Source organism: Mixta tenebrionis (assembly GCF_006517625.1).
In the GTDB taxonomy this organism is placed as follows: Bacteria; Pseudomonadota; Gammaproteobacteria; order Enterobacterales; family Enterobacteriaceae; genus Mixta; species Mixta tenebrionis.
In genome coordinates this window covers 414,874-433,285 of sequence record NZ_VHQI01000003.1, presented here as the reverse complement: position 1 = coordinate 433,285, position 18,412 = coordinate 414,874, and the positions used below count along the sequence as shown (strand labels likewise).

General features: G+C 55.7%; 13 protein-coding genes. 7 read left to right on the top strand and 6 right to left on the bottom strand.

The genetic code is table 11. The annotated features are described in order from the left end of the window. On the top strand, positions 1–300 hold a 300-nt coding region (locus tag FKM52_RS21805), incomplete at its 5' end, for a hypothetical protein (RefSeq protein ID WP_220446291.1). A 275-nt stretch (positions 301–575) separates the two neighbouring features. On the opposite strand, the gene FKM52_RS07525 is transcribed toward FKM52_RS21805, so the two are convergent. The 3 genes from FKM52_RS07525 to FKM52_RS07515 form a co-directional block, all read right to left on the bottom strand. Continuing rightward, positions 576–2,924 (bottom strand): membrane-bound PQQ-dependent dehydrogenase, glucose/quinate/shikimate family, encoded by a 2,349-nt coding sequence (locus tag FKM52_RS07525; RefSeq protein ID WP_141175571.1) that lies wholly within the window; start codon positions 2,922–2,924, stop codon positions 576–578. A 512-nt stretch (positions 2,925–3,436) separates the two neighbouring features. Further along, entirely contained in the window at positions 3,437–3,916 is a 480-nt protein-coding gene (locus FKM52_RS07520) for an ester cyclase (protein ID WP_141175570.1), read from the bottom strand. A gap of 12 nt (positions 3,917–3,928) precedes the next feature. Beyond that, the gene (locus FKM52_RS07515; protein WP_141175569.1) at positions 3,929–5,356 is read right to left on the bottom strand and encodes a gamma-aminobutyraldehyde dehydrogenase; all 1,428 of its coding nucleotides are present in this window, start codon (positions 5,354–5,356) and stop codon (positions 3,929–3,931) included. A gap of 318 nt (positions 5,357–5,674) precedes the next feature. On the opposite strand from FKM52_RS07515, the gene FKM52_RS07510 reads away from it, so the two are divergent. Next, entirely contained in the window at positions 5,675–6,400 is a 726-nt protein-coding gene (locus tag FKM52_RS07510) for a FadR/GntR family transcriptional regulator (RefSeq protein ID WP_141175568.1), read from the top strand. Between the two features lie 24 nt (positions 6,401–6,424). After that, positions 6,425–7,117: a cache domain-containing protein gene (locus FKM52_RS07505; protein WP_141175567.1), complete on the top strand. Its 693-nt coding sequence runs from the start codon at positions 6,425–6,427 to the stop codon at positions 7,115–7,117. A gap of 67 nt (positions 7,118–7,184) precedes the next feature. Here the strand turns inward: FKM52_RS07505 and FKM52_RS07500 are convergent, their stop codons facing one another. From FKM52_RS07500 to puuE, 3 genes are all read right to left on the bottom strand, one after another. Then, complete coding sequence (locus tag FKM52_RS07500) at positions 7,185–8,666, bottom strand: APC family permease (RefSeq protein ID WP_141175566.1); 1,482 nt, start codon at positions 8,664–8,666, stop codon at positions 7,185–7,187. A gap of 247 nt (positions 8,667–8,913) precedes the next feature. Beyond that, complete coding sequence (locus FKM52_RS07495; protein WP_141175565.1) at positions 8,914–10,362, bottom strand: NAD-dependent succinate-semialdehyde dehydrogenase; 1,449 nt, start codon at positions 10,360–10,362, stop codon at positions 8,914–8,916. Positions 10,363–10,373: 11 nt separating this feature from the next. After that, positions 10,374–11,639 (bottom strand): 4-aminobutyrate transaminase, encoded by a 1,266-nt coding sequence (gene puuE / locus FKM52_RS07490; RefSeq protein WP_141175564.1) that lies wholly within the window; start codon positions 11,637–11,639, stop codon positions 10,374–10,376. Positions 11,640–11,742: 103 nt separating this feature from the next. Here puuE and pdxR point away from each other — a divergent pair, with 103 nt between their 5' ends. The 4 genes from pdxR (at position 11,743) to FKM52_RS07470 (ending at position 18,371) form a co-directional block, all read left to right on the top strand. Then, positions 11,743–13,260, top strand: coding sequence for a MocR-like pyridoxine biosynthesis transcription factor PdxR (gene pdxR, locus FKM52_RS07485; protein WP_141175563.1), 1,518 nt, complete (start codon positions 11,743–11,745; stop codon positions 13,258–13,260). A 750-nt stretch (positions 13,261–14,010) separates the two neighbouring features. Further along, the gene (locus FKM52_RS07480) at positions 14,011–15,336 is read left to right on the top strand and encodes an APC family permease (protein ID WP_141175562.1); all 1,326 of its coding nucleotides are present in this window, start codon (positions 14,011–14,013) and stop codon (positions 15,334–15,336) included. 61 nt (positions 15,337–15,397) lie between these two features. Continuing rightward, complete coding sequence (locus FKM52_RS07475; protein WP_141175561.1) at positions 15,398–16,834, top strand: NAD(P)/FAD-dependent oxidoreductase; 1,437 nt, start codon at positions 15,398–15,400, stop codon at positions 16,832–16,834. A 505-nt stretch (positions 16,835–17,339) separates the two neighbouring features. After that, entirely contained in the window at positions 17,340–18,371 is a 1,032-nt protein-coding gene (locus tag FKM52_RS07470; protein WP_141175560.1) for a tyrosine-type recombinase/integrase, read from the top strand. Positions 18,372–18,412 lie beyond the last annotated feature (41 nt).

Below are 18,412 nucleotides of genomic sequence, written 5' to 3'. Positions count from 1 at the left end.
ACGGTAATCCGGCTGGGCATAATATTCATCCATGAATTAAAGGCAGTAAAATTTTTAAGAATTAAATACTGCCGAATAGCAGGGTGTCAATTATTAATCCCGACCCCTGCCGTGGTAAAAATATATTTCCGCCCAATCAATACGTTGACATGTAATTATTCTGTTTGTGGTTATTTTTACTTAAATAATTACCCGCATCTGCAATTAGCTTTATTTTGCAACAAGGAGTCAAGCATTATTGAATATAAAAGCCTGTTGCGAACGGCGGCGATGCGGCCCTTGCCGCATACTGCAGATTGAATAGCCACGCCCGCTAAAAATAAACGTATTTATTCTGGCGCTGACCTGCGCCCTACCCGTTAAGCGGAGAGATATTCAGCCCTGCCTGTAGCGATCTTTCTTTATAGCGCGCATTAATAACAGCGGTAATTTGCCGCATGCAATGCGTTATCAGGTTGCGTTATTTAGCAGCAAGCCGCTGCATAATAGTTAAGCCCAACAGGGTTGAGATGCAGAAACAGCGTACGGCTTAGCAAAAAGGCGCCCGCAGGCGCCTTAATTACTAAATCAATATTTTATTTCAGACGGAACGCCACTACGCTGTCGCCCAGCTTAGTGCCGAGCGAACCGTGACCGCCGGCGGCGATGACCACATACTGCTTGCCATCGTTGCCCAGCCAGGTAGAAGGCGTCGCCTGCGCGCCTGCGCCCAGTTCGGTCTGCCACAGCAGCTTGCCGCTGTTGACGTCATAGGCACGGAAGAAGTTATCCGCCGTGGCGCCGTGGAATACCAGATCGCCCGCGGTCATCAGCGGGCCGCCGTGCGCCACCATGCCCATTGGGAAGCCGATGGGGAAACGGCCCGGCAGGAAGCTGGTGTTGAGGTTTTTCGTCGTGCCAATGCGACGCAGCCACTCCGTTTTACCGCTTTTCAGATCCACGCCAACCATGCGCCCCCACGGCGGCGCAATGCACGGGATCCCCAGGTCTGAGGCAAGCTGCTGGATATGAATCGCATAGTCGCCGTGGAAGTTTTCATTCCAGTAAGGCTGGCCATCCTGAGTAAACATACGCTGCGTTGCGGTCGCGGGCGTGCGCTTAATCAGCGTATATTTGTACGCCAGGCGCACCGGCGAGGCGACCAGTATCTGGCGCTCAGGATCGATCGCCACCGAACCCCAGTTAAACACGCCGATATTGCCAGGGAAGACGATGGAGCCCTGCTCGGTTGACGGCGTCCACGGGTTGCCGTCGTAGCGCAGGGATTTGAAATCTATGCGGCACGCCATCTGATCGAACGGCGTAATGCCCCACATCGATTTTTCGCTCAGCGGCTCCGGCAGGAAGTTCAGGCTGGAAACCGGCTGGGTAGCGGCAAATTTCTCACCGGCCACGCCATCGGTGGAAACCGGCACCTGCTTAATCGGATAAACCGGCTGGCCGGTCAGGCGATTGAGCACAAACAGGTTACCGGTTTTAGTTGGCAGCACTACAACCGGCTGGCGTGCGCCCTGATAGTCGATATCCAGCAGCGAAGGCTGCGACGGATTATCACGGTCCCACAGATCGTGGTTAGCGCTCTGGAAACGCCACTTAAAGGCGCCGGTTTTCAGATCCAGCGCCACCAGCGCGTCGCGGAATTTTTCCGTATTGCTGCTGGCGTCGCGTTCAATGCCCAGCTCATCCGGCGAGGCGTTGCCGAACGGCACGTAAATCAGACCGTTTTTCATATCGGCGCTGAGGGTGCCCCAGGCAACCGGCGTATCGTAAGGATAGCGCTGGTCGGCGGCGACAGGCTGCGTGTGTTCGGGATTAGCCGGATCGAAGTTCCATACCAGCCGCCCGCTCTGCACATCATAGGCGCGGATAACGCCGGAAGGGTTACCGCTGTTGAAGCCGTTATCCATCACCGAGCCGCCGACAATCACCAGATTGCCTGCCACCAGCGGCGCGGCGGTCTGCATCAGCGCGTGCGGACGGATTTCGCCCATATTCGTACGCAGATCGACAATGCCATCCGTACCGAAATCGGCACAGCGTTTACCGGTATCGGCATCCAGCGCGATCAGCTTAGCGTCGGTGGTGGCGTTAAAGATGCGCTTGCGACAGATAGCGGCAGCCGCTGCGGCCGGAGCCTGCTCAGCCGGTGTTTCATAGTAGCTGACGCCTCGGCAGGTCTGATGCTGCTGCAGATAAGAGCGATCTTTCTCCGGCACATATTTCCACTTCAGCGCGCCGGTTTCCGGCACCAGCGCATGAACCTCGTTATGCGGCGTACAGAAATAGAGCGTATTGTTCACCTTTAGCGGCGTCGCTTCGAAAGTATATTCGCTGGCGTCATCGCCCTGCCGCAGATCGCCGGTATGATAGGTCCAGGCTACCTGCAAATCTTTCACGTTCTCCCGGTTAATCTGGTTCAGCGCGGAGAAACGCAGGCCGCTATTGGCGCCGCCGTAGGCGCTCCAGTCATTGCGCGCCACGGCGGCATCGCCAGGCTGGCGCGCATTGCCGATCGTTCCTTCCTGCGACAGCGGATCGTAAAACATCAGGCCGATAACTACCGCCACGATAACGATCAGCGTTGAGCCCAGCAGCGGATGATATTTACGTCCGGTCAGCGGACGCACCACCCACGGCATCGCCAGCCAGACGCCGATCAGACCGAGGATATCGCCACGCGGTATCCACTGCCATTTATCAAAGCCCACTTCATAAATCATCCAGAACAGCGTAATCCACAATAGTACGGCACAGGCGCTTAACGCTATCCGCTTCTTCATCACCAGCGCGCCGGCGATAAACAGCAGGCCAAGCGCCATTACCACGTAAAACGGGCTTCCCCCAAGCAACAGCAGCTTGCCGCCCATATAAAGCATAGCTATGCCGATCAGGGCGATAGCTATCCCGGTCAGTTTGGTAATCATGTATCCCTCGTAATAATTTACAAAATCAGGAAATCAATCAAAAAAACATTACATATGACAAACACAATAATAACTTTATCATCGCGACAATAATATTAAACAGGCGTTTATCAGTTAAGTTTATTTTATTAGTTGATGGATTGTGGATAATTTGAAGCGCTGTATACCGCGAATAGGTAGCCACCGCACAGCAAACGATGCGCTTAATGATAAGCCCGGATTAACTTGTGTGTGGCTAATTCCCACGTAATGCTAAAGAAAACGTGCCGACGACAGCTTTTTTTATTCCTGACGCGCCGCTTCAGGCGGCGAACGCTTAAAGTATCAGCAGCCGCTGACCAACAGATGCAGAAAAATTAACGATGTCGTTTAACGCCATTGCTGAGGCAGCGCGTTACGGCGATACCGTCACGGCAGTGAAGGCTGCCGACGGCCAGAATGCGCTGTGTGCGGAAGATGATGCTGGCGGTAGCCGCCCTCTGCGCCGCTACCGCTGCCTGGATGATTGGTGTCTACTGCGCTTTCTGCTGCAGCTCTGCGTCCAGTTTTTTCGAGTCGTAATAATCGCCCTGCCAGGTGATTTTACCGTTACTCACCTTGATAAAGCTGACGCCGGCAAAACGAATCGGGTTATTGGTTGCCGGGTTGCCCGCCCACTCGCCGCTGTTTTTGCCGGAAAATTCCCACTGAAACGCGACCGTGTCCTGGTTATAAACCGGCTGGCTGGTCATTTTCCATTTCAGGTCGGGCACGGCGCGGATAAAGGCGCCGATCACCTCTTTCTCTGCGCGCGCTTTTCCTGTTACCGGCGTGCCGGCCGCCGCATCATAATATTCCACATCATCCGCCAGATAGCGTGACGCCTGTTCAGCGCTGTGGGCGTTCCAGGCCGCCATATAGTTGCTGACCACCGTTAATGGCGTCTCTTCAGCCGCCAGCGCAGCGCCGGAAAAAAGCAGTACGGATAACGCCGCGATCTTAATTGCCTGCATTTTTAGCCTTCCTTATTCGGTAATATCGCACATGATGTGTTTGATACGCGTGTATTCATCCAGCGCGTAGGAAGAGAGATCTTTGCCGTAGCCAGACTTTTTAAAGCCGCCGTGCGGCATTTCCGCGCACAGCGGGATGTGGTTGTTAATCCAGACCGTACCGAAATCCAGCGTGATGCTGAAACGCTGCGCCCGCGAGTGGCTGCGCGTCCAGACGCTGGCCGCCAGGCCATACTCCACATCGTTAGCCTTATGCAGCGCCTCTTCTTCACCGGCAAAAGTCTGAATGGTCATTACCGGGCCAAAGACTTCATGCTGAATAGCTTCGTCATGCTGCTGCAGCCCGGAAATCAGCGTCGGCTGGAAGTAAAATCCCGGACCGCTGCCCGGCTGGCCGCCGGTTTCAATGCGGGCATGAACCGGAAGGCGCTCGATAAAACCTTTCACCTGCTCCAGCTGGCTGCGGCTGTTTAAAGCGCCATACAGGGCGCCGCTGTCATCCGGCGCGCCGAACCTGATGGATTTCGTTTTAGCGATTAGTTTTTCAAGGAACGCCGGATAAACCGCCTCCTCTACCAGAATGCGCGTGGCGGCGGTGCAGTCCTGGCCGGCATTGAAAAAGCCGGCGGTGGTAATAATCTCTACGGCCCGATCCAGATCCGCATCGGCAAACACGATCACCGGCGCTTTTCCGCCCAGCTCCAGATGCGCTTTAGTCAGGTTGGCCGCCGCCGAGGCCGCCACCTGCAGTCCCGCGCGTACCGATCCGGTAATGGAAACTAACGAAGCGACAGGGTTCGATACCACCATCGAACCGGTCGCCGCCTTGCCCAATACAACGTTAAACGCGCCCGCCGGGAAGAACGGCGCCGCCAGCTCGGCCAGCATCAGGGTGCTAACCGGCGTGGTATCGCTCGGTTTCAGGACTACCGTATTGCCGGCAGCCAGCGCCGGAGCGATTTTCCAAACCGCCATCATGAAAGGATAATTCCACGGCGTAACCTGACCGACAATGCCCAGCGGCTCGCGACGGATTACCGAGGTAAAGCCAGCGGCGTACTCGCCTGCCGCCTTGCCCTCCAGGCAGCGCGCCGCGCCGGCAAAAAAACGGATGGCGTCGCAGGAGGCGGCGATCTCTTCTTTTTCAATAAAGTGGCGCAGCTGGCCGGTCTCCCTGCTCTGCGCTTCCGCCAGACGGCCGGCGTTTTTTTCAATGACCTCCGCCAGCCCCAACAGCGCCTTTTGCCTTTCCGCGGGCGTGGATTTTTTCCACACGACGAAGGCGCGCTGGGCGGCGGCATAGGCCAGATCGACATCCGCCTGGCTGCCGTCCGGCGACAGCGCATAGGTTTCGCCATCAACCGGGCTAACCAGATCGAAAAAACTGCTGCCCTGATGTGCTGCCGGCTTCCCATCAATAAAGTGCTCTAAGGTTTTCATCGCGCTCTCCGTTTACATAAAACATATAAAATATTATGTAATATATTATGGTGGATTGTTTCAACGGCGAGGCCGCGACAACATGATGCACCTCGCAAATTTTCACAACTGAATTACATAAAGCGATTTTTGTTTACAACATCGGTTTCGTGGCGGAGAGTTAGCGGGCGGACAATTGCTTAAATCATCATAAAAATGGCTGACAATGGCGGTTTTATGGCAAAAATCAGCTGTTAACCCGCAGATTATCTGCTTTCGTGCCAGCTGTGATTATGTTAATTATGGCGACCTGTATAAGGGATTTTTTCAGAGAAGATTATGATTACTCACGCGGTCATTTTTGCACCTATTGGACAGGCCAGCCGCTCAGACCAGATCGTTCAGCGGCTTTCCAACGCCATCGTCACCGGCCTGCTTGAACCGCACGAGCAGTTACCCAATGAAACGGATCTGGCCAGAATGATGGGCGTCTCCCACATTACTATCCGGGAAGCCCTGAATACTTTACGGGCGAATGCGCTGATTCACACCGTCCGCGGACGTAACGGCGGCAGCTTCGTGTGTGAAAATGTCGGCAACGGCAGCAGTAATCTTCATCCGTTTAAGTCCATCAGTACGGACTATCTGGCTGATTTAGGCGAAATGCACAGCGCGATAATCAGCCACAGCGCCAGGCTGGCTTCGCGCCGCATGACCGCAGCGGATCTGAACAGGCTCAGGGAGTTTATTGAGATTCTGAAAACGGCAGATACGCGGGAGCTGAGAACCCAGGCGGATATGCGCTGCCTGCTGGCGATTGCCGCCAGCTCGCAGTCGGCCAGGCTGGCTAATCAGGAGCTGCAGCTGCAGGCTGAATGGGCATCGCTGGTAGCGGCGCTCTATCGTTCCGATGAGATCCACCGGGAGGTTATCGCCCTTTATCTTGAACTGGCAGAGGCGCTGGCCGCTCACTCGGAGGAGGCTTCCGTTAAGGCCGCAGGGCGGATTATTGAAACGTTTACTTCGTATCTTATTGAAAAGAAAATGAATTATAATTCAGACTAATCATCTGCAAAGGCAGTTTTACTCATGAACTCATCGGTTACCCTACGCGCCCTTACCCGCAAAATTGACGATATCGTCAATTCAGCGGTGGAAAGCACCGGTTCGCTGGCGGCTAAGATTGGCGAGACGCTAAGCCATTCTCAGGCCAGTTCGCCGGAAGTTTTGCTGGAGCCAGCCGTCAAAGCCGCTATCCAGGCACATATCAAAGCAACGCTCAACGCTAACCCTTACTGTTCCGGCACCGGTTTCGCCAGCCATATTGAGAGCGCCGGACCGGTGCGTGAATACTGGCTGCTGGAGTGGTGGTATAAAAAGGATAACGGCCTGACTCAGGTCAGCCTCGATCTCGATCAGGCCACGCAGCAGCGGCTCGATTTTCGTACTTTCGAATGGTTTAAAACCTCGCCGACCAAAGGCTCCGCCTATATTCACGGCCCCTACGTCGATTATATCTGCAATACTTCGCTTACCCTGACCGCGGCGTTTCCGGTCTGCGTACAGGGGAAAACGCTGGGCGTGGCGGCGCTGGATATTCTGGTAAGCCGGGTGGAAGAAGAGCTGCTGCCGCTCTGTCAGCAACAGCGGGTGATCCTGACCAATCGCGATCGCCGCATCGTCTTCTCAACCAATCCTCTGTTGCGCATCGGCGAGCTGCTGCACGCGCCGGAAAATGAGCCCGTCTATCACAGCGAACACTTTATGCTGTACCGACAGTAAAAAAGGCCCGCGGGCCTTTTAATCTTCATAGTTGTCAACAGGATAAAGGGCCAGCCGCCCCTTTCGCTTAGCAATCCTGTCCGGCGTTCAGCCTGGTGGCGTACTCAATCGCATCATTCTCCGGCGCGCTGGAGCGGCCAAACGGCTTCGCCAGCGTCATATAGAGCAGCCCGGACAGAATAACAATCGCCAGGCCAACCAGCACGGTCCAGCGGTCAATAAAGGCCACGCTGTCGGTCGGCTGCGCCAGCAGCCAGATGCCGCCAATGCCGTAGGCCAGCGCGAGGAAATTAACCAGCATTCCCCAGCCGCCAACCGTCCACTCGCCGGCGGGTTTCCACCCTTTCAGGCGCTGACGCAGGGCCGCCAGCACCACCATCTGAAAAGAGATGTAGATACCGATCACCGCAAAGGCGGTAATGCGCGACAGGTTGTCGGGCTGGAAGTAAACCCAGACGCAGATCACTACCGGCAGCAGGCAGCTGACGAGCATGGCGTTATCCGGCACGCTGTTTTTGGAAATCTTAGCCATCCACTCGCTGCCGGGCAGCATTCTGTCGCGCGAGAAGGAGAAGATAAGACGGCTCAGCGCCGCCTGCAGCGACAGAATACAGGAGAGCATGGCGACGATAGCGACCACGATAAAGATAGTGGCGCCGGTGCTGCCGAGCGCCTCGTTGAGAATAGCCGGGATCGGATCGGCGGTTTTACCGGTGACGATATTCAGCAGATCCGGCGAGGAGAGCAGATAGCCCAGCACGGAAATCACCGCGGAAATAGCGCCAAAAACAATACTCAGGATCATCGCCAGCGGGATTTTTTTGCTGGGGTTTTTCACCTCTTCCGCCACGTTGCCGCAGGCTTCGAAGCCAAAAAACATAAACAGCCCCATCAGCGCGGCGGACATAAACGCAGTGCTGTAGCTGCCGTCTTTGGCAATCACGCCCATCGAATCAAACAGCACGGAGAAAGGCTGCGAGCGATGGAAAATCAACAGATAGATGCCCAGCGCGATAACGCTGACGATCTCACACCAGAAGCCGATTTTGGCGACGCGCGCGAGATTTTTGGTGCCGGACATATTGACGCCCATCATGATAAGCAGCAGTACAACCGAGGTCATCAGCATATTGCCCGGCGTCGGCGCATAGTGAAACAGCGAGGCGACGAAGGTGGCGGTATATTCAGCGATCGAGGTGATAGTCACCACCAGCGCCCACAGGTAGATCCACGCCGCGATCCAGGCATAGCGCTTCCCCCACAGTCGTCTTGCCCAGGGATAAAGCCCGCCGGTAATAGGATACTGCGAGGCCACTTCGCCGAATACCAGCGCCACGAGCAGCTGCCCGCAGGCGACAATCAGGATCCACCAGACCGCCGGCGGCCCTGCCAGCGTAACCGCCAGGGCGAACAGGGAGTAAACCGCCGTCAGCGGAGAAAGATAGGTGAAGCCCAGGGCGAAATTTGAAATTAAGCCGATCGAGCGGTTGAACTGCTCTTTGTTTGCAGGTTGATTTTTATCGCTTTTCTGATCCGTTGTCTGTTCCATATTTCACTCTCTTTAAGGGCATAATCGCAGGCGACAGGATGAAATTTATAAAACATAATAAGTTATATGTATATTGCTTATGTCACAATTTTGTTAATGAGTTAACAAAATAAACATAACTATTTTCAGACGGCGCCAGCCCGCTTCCGGCAAGCGTAAAACGGACGGTGGCCATAAAAAAAACCGACGACAGCAGCTATCGTCGGCGCTCAAACGAGCCAGACACCAGGGAATAAAGCGAGGTTAATTACAGCGCGATACAGATATATTTCAGTTCAAGATAATCATCGATTCCAAAACGGGAGCCTTCGCGGCCCAGCCCGGACTGTTTGATGCCGCCAAAAGGCGCCACCTCGTTGGAGATCAGGCCGGTATTGACGCCAACCATGCCATACTCCAGCGCTTCCGGAATCAACCACTGGCGGCGGGCATCGCGGGTAAACAGATAGGCCGCCAGACCAAACTCCGTATCGTTGGCATAGCCCACCACCTCTTCGTCGGTATCAAAAGGGATCAGCGGCGCAACCGGCCCAAATGTCTCTTCACGGGCGAAGCGCATCGCCTGGTTCACGTTGCCGATCACCGTCGGGGTAAAGAAATTGCCGCCCAGCGGATGACGCTGGCCGCCCGTTAGCAGTGTAGCGCCCTTTTCCAGCGCATCGCGGATATGTTGTTCTACCTTTTCCACGGCGCGTTGATCGATCAGCGGCCCCTGCGTCACCTTTTCTTCCATACCGTTGCCGACTTTCAGCGCCTGCACCGCATTAACCAGCGCATCCGCCAGCGCCGGATAGATACCGCGCTGCACGTAAATGCGGTTGGCGCAGACGCAGGTTTGCCCGCTGTTGCGGAATTTCGACGCCATAATGCCGCTGACCGCCAGCTGCAAATCGGCATCGTCAAACACGATTACCGGCGCGTTGCCGCCCAGCTCCAGCGAGAGTTTCTTTATCGTTGGCGCGCACTGCGCCATCAGAAGGCGTCCGGTTTCCGTCGAGCCGGTAAAGCTCAGCTTACGCACCGTCGGGTTACGGCAAAGTTCACCGCCGATCGCTTGCGCATCTCCGGTCAGCACCTGCAGCACGCCCGGCGGCAGCCCCGCCTCTTCGCCCAGCTTTGCCAGCGCCAGCGCGGTAAGCGGCGTTTGTTCCGCCGGCTTGACGATAATCGCGCAGCCTGCCGCCAGCGCCGGGGCCGCTTTGCGGGTAATCATCGCCGCCGGAAAGTTCCACGGCGTAATGGCGGCGCAGACGCCGACCGGCTGTTTACTGACGATATAGCGCTGCGTCGGGTTTACCGGCTGCAGCAGCGCGCCGTCGATACGCTTCGCCTCTTCGGCAAACCAGGTAATGAAAGAGGCGGCGTAGCCCACCTCGCCGCGCGCTTCGGCCAGCGGTTTACCGCCTTCAGCGGTCATCAGGCTGGCTAAATCTTCACGGTTTTCCTCGATCAGCCGCACCCATCGATGCAGCACTTGCGCCCGCTCGGCGGCGGAGCGACGCTTCCATGCGCGCTGCGCCACTTCCGCCGCGGCGATAGCGCGCTGCGTTTCCGCCTGGCCCAGCAGCGGCACCCCGGCAATAGCGGCGCCGGTCGCGGCATTTTTCACCGTCAGGCGCTGCCCGCTATCGGCAACAACCCATGCGCCGTCGATCGGGTTCTTTTCAGGCAACAGATCTGCGTTATTCAGCTTCATGGCAACGCCTCTTATGCTTTGATCGCGCAAGCGATGATGTTTAGCGCGGCGGCGAACTGCTCGTCAGGGATCGTCAGCGGATAGAGGAAGCGAATCACGTTGCCATACTGGCCGCAGGTCAGCAGCAGCAGACCCTGCTCCAGCGCCGCCTGCTGAATACGCTGCGCGGTGGCCGCCGAGGGGGCGCCGGTCTGCGCATCGCAGAACTCCGCCGCAATCATCGAGCCGAGACCGCGCACCTCCACAAGCTCCGGGCAGCGCTCGCGGCAGTCGCTTAAGGTCAGGCGCAGGCGCTCGCCGAGCGCAGCGGCGCGCTGGCACAGTTTCTCATCCTGAATGATATCCAGCACGGCATGAGCGGCGGCAACCGCCATCGGGTTACCCGCATAGGTTCCGCCCAGCCCGCCCGGCGCTGGCGCATCCATAATATCCGCTTTACCCACCACGCCGGAGAGCGGCATCCCGCCCGCCAGGCTTTTCGCCATGGTCATCAGATCGGGCTGGTCGGCGTAATGGTCCATTGCGAACATTTTACCGGTGCGGGCAAAACCGCTCTGGACTTCGTCAGCAATCATCACGATGCCGTGCTCGTCGCAAAGACGACGGATCGCCGTCACCAGTTCGCGCGGCGCCACGTTGAATCCACCCTCGCCCTGTACCGGTTCGAAAATAATCGCCGCCACCTGAGATGGATCGATATCCGCCTTAAACAGCCGTTCGATAGCGGTCAGGGTATCCGCCGTGGAGATGTGATTCAGTTCCGACGGGTAGGGTACGTGAAACACCGAGCCAGGGAACGGGCCAAACCCTTTTTTGTAAGGGGCGACTTTGCCGGTCAGCGCCATCGTCATATAGGTACGTCCGTGAAATCCGCCGCCAAAGGCGATAACGCCAGGGCGTCCGGTATGCGCGCGGGCAATTTTAATCGCGTTTTCTACCGCTTCCGCACCGGTTGAAAAGAAGGCGGTTTTCAGCGGCCCTTTCAGCGGCGCGGCGGCGTTAATTTTTTCCGCCAGCGAGACGTAGCTTTCATAGGGAACGATCTGGTAAGCGGTATGGGTAAAAGCTTTCAGCTGGTTTTCCAGCGCCTGCACGATACGCGGATGACGGTGCCCGGTATTCAACACGGCGATGCCGGCGGCGAAATCGATGTAGCGATTGCCTTCCACGTCAGTAAGGGTGCTGTTCTCAGCCGAGTCGGCATAAAAATTACACATTACGCCGACGCCGCGCGGGGTAGCGTCCAGGCGACGCTGCTGTAACTGATTATTGTTCATCGAATGCCTCGTCCATTGATTATTTTCTGTGGTCTGTGAGGCACAATCTGTCAGCGTCTGGTACCTTAATCGAGAGCCAAATCGTTTTAATTACAGGAGCCACATGCGTTCACTTGCCGGAGATGTGATCAGGCACGCATATTCTCAGCGTGATGAGGGAAAGCTACATAAGCGGCTCTACAACGCTATCTGTAGCTCTATTCTTGACGGTAGCCTGCGGCCGGCGGCGCGCATGCCGCCCTCACGCGATCTGGCGCAAGAGCTGGAGCTGTCGCGTAACACCGTCCTGCGGGTTTATGAGCAGCTGCAGGCGGAAGGCTATATATCCACCCGAACCAACAGCGGCACCTTCGTAACCGACAGCGTGCTGGATAACCTTGATGCCGGGCCGGAGAAGCGCGCGCCGTTGGCGGCAGAAACGCAATATGGCAGTCTCTCCCGACGCGGCCTTGAACTGCTCGACCACGCCAGCGCCAGCGCCAGGCAGTGGGGTCCTTTTCTGCCTGGCGTGCCTGACGTGGTTAACTTTCCGCACCGCATCCTGAAAAAATTCTACGACCGCCAAACCCGGCAGGCGCGCCCGGAACATCTTACTTACGATACGGCGGGCGGCGCGGCCGGGCTGAAAAGCGCGCTTGCCGACTATCTGCGCAGCGCGCGCGGCGTGCGCTGCTCGCCCGATCAAATTCTGATTACCGAAGGCATACATCAGGCGCTGGATCTGGTGACGCGATCGCTGTGCAATCCCGGCGACAGCGCCTGGATTGAGGAGCCGGGCTACTGGGGGATTAAAAATATCCTGCGTATGAACGCGGTCAACTTTTGCACGCAGCCCGTAGATGAACAGGGCATGATCGCCGGAGAGCCGCGTTCGCCTGCGCCACGGCTGATTTTCGTCACTCCTTCGCATCAGTATCCGCTGGGATCGGTCATGAGCCTGAGCCGTCGTAAAGCGCTGCTGGCGCTGGCGCGCGAAACCCGCAGCTGGATAGTGGAGGATGATTATGACAGTGAATTTCGCTTTGCCGGCCAGCCGATTCCTTCACTGCAGGGGCTGGAGGAAAACAGCCCGGTAATCTATACCGGCACTTTCAGTAAAACGCTCTACCCTGCGCTGCGGCTCGGCTATGTGGTTTTACCGCTCCCGCTGGCGGCTCCGCTGAAAACCATGCATAGCGAACTTTATCGCGGCGGCCATCTGCAGATGCAGGGAGCGCTGGCGGATTTTATCAGCGAAGGATACTACGCCGCGCATATTCGCAAAATGCGCCAGCTGTATGCGCGCCGCCGTCAGGCGCTGGTAACGCTGATCCTGAACCAGCTGGGCAGCGGCTACCTCGGCCAGTACAACAGCAACGCCGGGCTGCATTTAATACTACAGCTGCCTGATAGCGCTGATGATGTGGCGCTGGCGCAGCGCGCCAACGGCGAGGGGCTGCTGGTTCGCCCGCTTTCGCGCTATTACAGCGGTGAGGATAAAACGCGCGGCCTGCTGCTGGGCTTTGCCCACATTGACGAACATTTGCTGGAACCCAGCTTTAACCGCCTGGCTACGCTGATTAAAAACATGAGCGCTGATATAATCGCGCCGGTGCGGAATAATCAAACCGGCCGCGAATAAACCCCCGCGCTATGCAGGGGTTTATTTTTTGCCCTGGCGGCCCCAATTTTATTTTTTACTATTAAGAATATTCCTGGATAAAAATAATAATCACCGTTATTGCGGGCGCCAGCCGATAATCTTAACCTTTGAGCGGACGCTGACGGCATAATTTTACTTTTCCCTGATTATTCAATAGAATATATGACCTTGTTTACAGTCGGCTGCGCCAAAAAATCAATATTTAACACGCACATATAAAATACTTAACAAATTTGTGACCTCAGGCAATATACATATTAAATAATATGTTTTATAAATTGATCATCCCGCAGCGAAGACGGAGCGTTTTGATGAATAGCCTGAAGATACCATCCCACCGCCGCAACACAGGGCGCAGCAGTGAAATGATGAGACAGACCTCCGCTCGCGTTGCGCTGCTAAATTACCATCTGCCTGATATTTACAGATAACACTTCTTTTCGTTATCGCTGTCCGGTCAGTCGCGCTGGTCGCCAACGTAAGCGCCTTTACCGCCCGGATGGGACGACGTATCAAATATTATTTTTCCTGCCGCCGATATTTGCTGGCGGTCAGTTAGCGTTAGCGTGTAATTACGGTAATGATGAAGGCCATACGCTCATAATTAAAAAAGGACATCACAATTAAGAGCGCCCCCTTCCCCATTCCATTATGGCTGTACAGGCACTTTTTAGCTTAATTTCGCCGCTAAAAAGATAATGGCGCGATTACTTTTAATGAGATATCGGCATGAGTATAAAATCGGGCAAAAGAACCAGCCTTTCTGTCTGGCAGGTGGTTATCATCGGCATCGCTTATATGACGCCGATGACCGTCTTCGATACGTTCGGCATTGTTTCGCAAATTACCGAAGGCAGAGTGCCGTTAGCCTATCTGCTGGCGATCGCCGCAGTGCTGTTAACCGCTATCAGCTATGGCAGGATGGTGCGCCTGCATCCCAGTTCAGGTTCGGCCTATACCTATGCCAAAAACGTCTGCGGTAATAATACCGGCTTTATGGTGGGCTGGTCTTCGCTGTTGGACTATATATTTCTGCCGATGATTAACTCGCTGCTGGCGGGAATTTATCTGCAAACTTTGCTGCCGCAGGTGCCGGTCTGGCTGTCAATTTTAATTTTTACCACCCTGGTTACCTGGGTTAACTGCTGCAATATAAAAACCCTCGCCAATGCAAATTTTATCTTTGTCGGTATCCCCGTTATTTTAATGGGGGTATTTGTCTATTTTGTGATTCATAATCTGCTGGTGGAGTTTGGCTCCGATCATATATGGACAATTAAACCGCTGCTGAACGGCAACGACAGCATTACGCCTTTAATTAGCGGCGCGGCGGTGCTCTGCTTCTCATTTCTGGGCTTCGACGCCGTGACCACCATGTCGGATGAAACGCGGCAGCCGGAATATATTATCCCCAGAGCGATTTTCTTTACCGCGCTGAGCGGCGGCGCGATATTTTTTGTCGCCGCATGGTTTATTCAGCTCTACTATCCCGATAACTCCGGATTTAAAAATCCGATGGAGGCGCTGCCGGAGATCGTGCTCTACGTCGGCGGAAAACTCTTTCAGGTGCTGTTTCTGATCGCCATTCTGTTTAACACCTTCGCTTCGGCGCTGGCCTCCCATGCCAGCGCAGCCCGGCTGTTGCATATTATGGGGAAAGATAATCCGTTCACCAGCCGCTTCTTTGGCTACCTGCATCCTAAAAACAATAACCCGGTCTACTGCGTATTGCTGATCGGGCTGGTTTCCCTGAGCTCGATTTTTATCGGCCTGAATACCGCGGTGTCGTTAATCAGCTTCGGCGCGCTGGTCGCCTTCAGCGCAGTTAACCTCTCGGTAATGATTCACTTTGCCTTCAATCATAAACAAATCAGCAGCCTGCGGGAAATTTTCATCAATGTGGCGTTACCGCTTTCCGGCCTCGGCTGCGTGGCGATTATGTGGCTGAATCTGGATCATGATGCCTTTGTGCTGGGCTCGGTTTGGGCCACGCTCGGCATCGTCTGGGTAATTTATTGCGGCTGTACCAAAAAGGAAATCGTTATTTCTGAGTGAATCGCCAACAGGAATCACAGCGAGTTTACCTGTGAAAACAGTAACCAACCGAGCCTAACCTATGAACAACTGTAAAAACGTAATTAAGCCCGTATTAATGCCGGATGCGACCTTCCCGGTTTCAAGCCAGGCGCAGCGCGACGGCGACTGGAGCTGGGTAAGAAATAGCGATGCCACGGAAAATATCGATCCGGGGAATCCCGCGAATTACTACGAGTCGACACTCGCACCCTGGATTAATTTCCCCTCCCTGCAGGAGGAGAAAGAGTGTGATCTCGTAGTGATTGGCGGCGGGCTGCTCGGCGCTTCTACCGCCCTGCACCTTTCTGAAGCAGGTATTGATACCGTGCTGCTGGAAAAGAACACCATCGGCGCCGGCGCCTCCGGGCGCAACGGCGGGCAGCTCACGCCCGGCCTGGCGCGCTGGGAAGCGGAATCGATGCTGGAAAATCTTGGCTTCGAAGAGGCCAGGCGACTGTGGCAGTTCACTGCAACCGAAGCAATGGCGTTGATTGATGAAATCGCCAGCCGTTACGGTCTTGCTTTCGATCGTCAGAGAGGACACATTACCGCCGCGGTGCATCCGGGTCATATGAATGCGCTGGTGCAGGCGGCCGATGCGCGCAGATTCCTCGGTGAAGATAATGTCACGGTACTGGGCGCCTATCAGCTGCAGGATCATATTCATTCTTCAGCCTATTTCGGCGGCGTGCTGGATAAGCTGGGCGGACAGGTACACTCCCTGGCGCTTAACCGCGGGCTGATTTACGGTTTCCTGTTAAACGGCGGCAGCGTCTATGAGCACAGCGAGGTGATTAAAATTGAGGAAACCGGCGGCGTCACCAGAGTCTATACCGCAGATGGCGTGATCAAGGCTAAACGCGGCGTGGTGATTGCGGTGCATGACGCCACTCATACCCTGCTGGATAAGAACAACGCCACCACCATTCCTTTTTACACCTACGTTGGCGTCACGTCGCCGGTTGACGGCGGCTCGAAAACCCTGCTGCCAACCGGCAAGCCGGTTTACGATACGCAGCTGCAGATTGATTACTATCGGCCGGTGCGTAATGAGCGCCTGCTGTTCGGCGGTCAGGGCACCGGTATGCGCTGGGATAACAGCAAAACGGTGGATTACCTAACCTCGCGTATGCGTGCGGTTTTCCCCGATCGCCCGGAGCTTGAGCTTGATTTTGCCTGGAGCGGCACAACCGATCTGACGCTGAACGGCGCGACCGACTGCCGCAGAAGCGGCAAAAACGGCAGAATTTATTCGGTACACGGCTGGAGCGGCCACGGCATCGCGCAGACGGTCAGGATCGGCAAAGCGATCAGGGATGACATTATTAATGCCAATACCGATTTTGCCATGCTGACCGCCATCAAACATACGCCGCTGATGATTGGCCGCGCTCTGGCGCCGGTAGCGATTCCGCTGGCGAAAACCCTGTTGGGCATTTCCGCCAGACTTTCGCCAGGAAAAATGATCTCCTTCTGACAGTTTCCCGGCGCCGGCGGTATCGCTGCCGCCAGCGCCGGGATCCTCTTCCGCATCCGCGCCTTCTCCGTTCAATCGCACCTTGAGCTATTCTCCGCCGGGCGGCGCCAAATCTGAAGGCGGATGCCGGCCGCCGGCAAATACCAGCGTTAACAGTAAAACCGCCTTTAGCTGGGAAGCCCCGATATAGCGCTGCCTTGCGCCATTTTATGCGTCGCTGGCGATCTTTTCAGATCGCTAACTTTATATAATGGGTATTATACAAAGTTAGCGACAGGGATCCGTAAAGACGCTATGATGTGGATCTTGCGTCGATCCCGCTAACCGGACATCGATGCTTCAGATCCTGCCGGATGAAAATATATTATTTATCACCTTTATGCCTGGCGAAAAAATCGCCAATAAATGACGACGCTACGTAAAATTTGCCGGGTTATGGCTCTGCTTCTTTCTCAGAATTCACGTAGCGCGATCGCCTGCTATTTTGTAGATAAGTTGTACAACTATGGATGAAATAATCACCACCGCTCCTCTGCTGCCGCTCTCAGCGAGGGATGATGAACTTGCCCGGCGTCTGCGAGAGTTCGTGCAGGATAAAGATGCCTTTGCGCCTAATACGTGGCGACAGCTGCTGAGCGTAATGCGCGTCTGTCAGCGCTGGGCGCTGGCCAACGGATGCACGCTGCTGCCGATGTCGCCGGAAGATCTGCGCGACTATCTCAGCTATTTACAGTCGATTGGGCGGGCCTCTTCTACTATCGCCACGCATCAATCGCTGATCGCTATGCTGCATCGTAATGCAGGTCTGATGTCGCCCTCCACCTCCCCGCTGGTTTCCCGCGCGCGTAAAAAAATCAATCGCGTCGCGGTAATTTCTGGCGAACGCACCGGACAGGCGGTGCCGTTTCATATCAGCGATCTGCAAAAGGTCGAGGCGGCCTGGGCAGGAGATCAGAGCCTGCAAAAGCTGCGCGATCTGGCATTTTTACACGTAGCCTACAGCACCCTGATGCGCGTCAGCGAGGTCGCTCGCTTTCGCGTCGGCGATATTATGCGCGCTGAGGATGGCCGGATTATTCTTGCCGGCTCCTGGACCAAAACCCTGCTGGATACCGGCGGCCTGGTTAAGGCGCTGAGCGCGAAATCATCGGCGCTGCTGACTAACTGGCTGCTCGCCTCTGGCCTGGCCGGCGAGCCGGATGCTTTTCTGTTTTGCCCGGTTCACCGTTCGGGGAAAGTGCTGATTGCCACCCACCAGCCGATGAGCACGCCTGCGCTGAAAAGTATTTTTACCCGCGCCTGGCAGGCCGCCGGACAGAGCGTCGCCGCCAGGCCAAATAAAAATCGCTACCGGCGCTGGAGCGGACACAGCGCGCGCGTCGGGGCTGCTCAGGATCTGGCGCGAAAAGGCTATTCGGTTGCGCAGATTATGCAGGAAGGCACCTGGAAAAAACCGGAAACGCTGATGCGCTATATCCGTTATGTGGAGGCGCATAAGGGCGCGATGGTGGATTTTATGGAGAACGTTGACGAATAGCGCGGTTTGGCTAAGAGCGCTATCAATCTCTGCGTTGATTA